Genomic DNA, 2,593 nt, shown 5'->3' with positions numbered 1-2,593 from the left:
CATGCGTTCGGTGGCGGCGCCACCGACGCCGAGAGCCAGGCAGGCGCCGCCACCGAACGCATGGCCGTCCCCGCCGTCCTGATGGCCTTCGGATTCATCGTCTTCGTCTTCTACCCCGCCCTCATCCAGATCACCGACGCCCTGTGACCAGAAGGAACCCCAGGATGCCCCTGCTCAACCGCTCCCTGCGCCGGGCGCACACCCTGCTGCACCGTCTCACCCACGGCGACGACCGCGGCGTCACCACCGAGTACGTCATCTGGATCGCCGGACTCGCCACCCTCGCCCTCACGGTCCTGGGCATCTTCCGCCCGGAGATCGTCGCGGCGGCCAAGAACGTCGTCCTCAAGTAGGCCCGCCACCATGCCCGCCGCCCAGCCCACACGCCTCCGCGGAGACAAAGGAGCGGTCACCACCGAGCTGGTGACCGTCATGCCGCTGCTGCTCACCCTGGTCATGCTCCTCGCGCAGGCCACCGTCTGGTGGCACGCCGTCCACATCGCCCAGACCGCCGCCACCCAGGCGCTGGCGGCCACCCGAGTCCAGGACGGCACCACCGCGTCCGGCCGTCACGAGGCCCGACGCGTCCTCGGCCAACTCGGCCCCGGACCCCTGCGCGACGTCCGGATCGCGGTGACCCGTACGGCCGACCGGGCCGACGTACGCATCACCGGCACCGCCACCAGCGTCGTCCCCTTCCTCCACCTGCCCGTCGACACCCGTGCCGCCGGCCCCGTCGAACGCTTCCGCCCCGTTCAGGCGGCGCCATGAGACGAGGCCGCGGAACCCGGGGCTCGGCGACGGTCGAACTCGTCCTGCTGGCACCGGTGCTGCTGCTGATGCTGTGGTTCCTGGTCTACTGCGGACGCCTCACCGACACCCGCCTGCGGATCGAGAGCGCCGCCCACCAGGCCGCCCGCGCCGCCACCCTCCACCACACCCACCCGGACGCCGCCGAAGACGCCCGCACGACGGCCGCTGCTGTACTGCGCGACGCGGGAGTCACCTGCCAGAACCTGGCCGTCACCGTCCACGGTACCCTCGCCCCCGGCTCCACCCTCACCGTCACGGTCGCCTGCACCGTCGACCTCCACGACCTGGCCCTCCTCCAGGTCCCCGGCACCACCACCCTCACCGCCGACTTCACCGCCCCCGTCGACACCTACCGCTCAACGGGGGACACGCGATGAGTTCCGCGCCCGGCGCGGACGCGAGCCCGCGTGCGACAGGCCGCCCGCGCGGTCGCCCAGACAGCCTCGAACTCCCCGGCGTCGAGGGCGTGGGCCTCGTACCCGTCCCACTCGCCGACGGGCGACTCGGCCGTGACACCGAACGTCGCCTCGTACTCCGCGACCGTTCCGGCCTCCCGGGCGGCCTCCCGCTCGGCCGAGGACGCCGCGACGAGCGGCTTCTGGAGCGGCCCCTGGAGTTCGACCTGGCGGGCGATCCAGCCGTCGGCGGCGACCTCGAAGTAGAACCAGCGGTCGTCCTCGGCCCAGTAGCTGCGGAACCAGCGCGTCATGAGGCCATTGTCCCGGAGGCCGCGTGCTCACAGGTCCTGCGTCCACACCCCCACCGGGTGTTCCCCGGGACGCAGCCACAACCGGGGCTGGAGGTCCGGGAGTTCTTCGCCGCCGGGCTGCCACGGGAAGGCGCCGTCCCGGCCGGGCCAGACCACCTGGAGGAACGGGAACGACGGCTTGCGGTAGTAGCCGATCGCGGTCCCGAAGAACGCCTCGTACCAGCCGTGGTCGACGGCCTTGAGGACCACCGGGACGCTCGCGACGTCGTGCCGCTCCTGGCCGTCCTCGACCGTCTGCCCGTCCATGGCTCGCCGGCCGAGGTCGTTGAGGATCGTGTGCATCAGGCGGACGTCCAGGCCGAACACCGCCAGCTCGGGGATGCGACGGCCGTGCCACAGACCGGTGGTGTAGGCCCAGCCCGGCCCGTGCTCGTCGGCGGGGACCATCGTGACCTGGAAGCCGTGCCGGCGGACGGTGTCGACGGTCGACCGGGTACGGGGGGCCAGGGCGGTGACGTCCTCGCAGACGACACAGCGGCAGGCGGTGGGCATGCCCCCGAGAGTACGGGGCGCGCTCGCGGGACCTCGACGGCGCGGGAGAACGGCTCGCGGGTACGCGCGAAACCCACGGTCGTACGGAAGCTGGCGCCGACCCCCGAGACGCCCTCGGCCCGACCCGCCGTGCGACGCCGCCGCAGCGGAGACGCCGGCCAGGTCACCCCGTTCGTCGTCATCCTCACCGCCGCGGTCGTCATGTTCGCCGGCCTCCTCCTCGACGGCGGCCTCGCCCTCGCCGCGAAGACCCGCGCGCTCGGCGAGGCCCAGGAAGCCGCCCGCGCCGGCGCCCAGGCCCTCGACCTCACCGCCTACCGCGCCGACGGCACCGTACGCCTCGACCCCGCCCAGGCCCATGACCTCGCCCGCACCTACCTCGCCACCACGAACGACACCGGCACCGTCACGGCCACCACCACGACGGTCACCGTGACCGTCACCGCCCACCAGCCCACCCACCTCCTGCGCTTCCTCGGCCTGGACACCCTCACCGTGACCGCCACCGGCACCGCCCAC

6 protein-coding genes are annotated in these 2,593 nt (G+C 73.2%); 4 read left to right on the top strand and 2 right to left on the bottom strand.

Annotation, left to right across the window (positions count from 1 at the left end; genetic code table 11):
* Positions 1-164 precede the first annotated feature (164 nt).
* Genes AOK24_RS42590 through AOK24_RS42580 form a run of 3 tightly spaced genes read left to right on the top strand, consistent with a single transcriptional unit; the run spans position 165 to position 1,190 of the window.
* Positions 165-353, top strand: coding sequence for a hypothetical protein (locus tag AOK24_RS42590; RefSeq protein WP_055725223.1), 189 nt, complete (start codon positions 165-167; stop codon positions 351-353).
* A gap of 10 nt (positions 354-363) precedes the next feature.
* A complete protein-coding gene (locus AOK24_RS42585; protein WP_055725222.1) occupies positions 364-771 on the top strand; it encodes a TadE/TadG family type IV pilus assembly protein in 408 nt (135 codons plus the stop codon).
* Positions 768-1,190 carry a TadE/TadG family type IV pilus assembly protein gene (locus AOK24_RS42580; RefSeq protein ID WP_055725221.1) on the top strand — a complete coding sequence of 141 codons (423 nt, stop codon included), beginning with the start codon at positions 768-770 and terminating at the stop codon, positions 1,188-1,190. Before AOK24_RS42585 ends, AOK24_RS42580 begins: the two co-directional genes overlap by 4 nt.
* Here the strand turns inward: AOK24_RS42580 and AOK24_RS42575 are convergent.
* Entirely contained in the window at positions 1,163-1,522 is a 360-nt protein-coding gene (locus tag AOK24_RS42575; RefSeq protein WP_055725220.1) for a hypothetical protein, read from the bottom strand. The genes AOK24_RS42580 and AOK24_RS42575 overlap by 28 nt on opposite strands.
* Before the next feature lie 27 nt (positions 1,523-1,549).
* Positions 1,550-2,074: a DUF4262 domain-containing protein gene (locus tag AOK24_RS42570; protein WP_063799629.1), complete on the bottom strand. Its 525-nt coding sequence runs from the start codon at positions 2,072-2,074 to the stop codon at positions 1,550-1,552.
* 129 nt (positions 2,075-2,203) lie between these two features.
* Here AOK24_RS42570 and AOK24_RS42565 point away from each other — a divergent pair.
* A partial coding sequence (locus AOK24_RS42565) for a pilus assembly protein TadG-related protein (protein ID WP_055725219.1) occupies positions 2,204-2,593 on the top strand: 390 nt, incomplete at its 3' end.

Source organism: Streptomyces niveiscabiei (genome assembly GCF_001419795.1).
Lineage (GTDB): Bacteria > Actinomycetota > Actinomycetes > Streptomycetales > Streptomycetaceae > Streptomyces > Streptomyces niveiscabiei.
Note: the sequence above shows the minus strand (reverse complement) of the source record. Positions and strands in the feature narration are given on the sequence as shown.

Bases quoted from the DNA above. Each gene is read 5' to 3' on its own strand.
- AOK24_RS42570 (WP_063799629.1), bottom strand. From the start codon at position 2,074: ATGCCCACCGCCTGCCGCTGTGTCGTCTGCGAGGACGTCACCGCCCTG.
- AOK24_RS42585 (WP_055725222.1), top strand. From the start codon at position 364: ATGCCCGCCGCCCAGCCCACACGCCTCCGCGGAGACAAAGGAGCGGTC.
- AOK24_RS42590 (WP_055725223.1), top strand. From the start codon at position 165: ATGCCCCTGCTCAACCGCTCCCTGCGCCGGGCGCACACCCTGCTGCAC.
- AOK24_RS42575 (WP_055725220.1), bottom strand. From the start codon at position 1,522: ATGACGCGCTGGTTCCGCAGCTACTGGGCCGAGGACGACCGCTGGTTC.
- AOK24_RS42580 (WP_055725221.1), top strand. From the start codon at position 768: ATGAGACGAGGCCGCGGAACCCGGGGCTCGGCGACGGTCGAACTCGTC.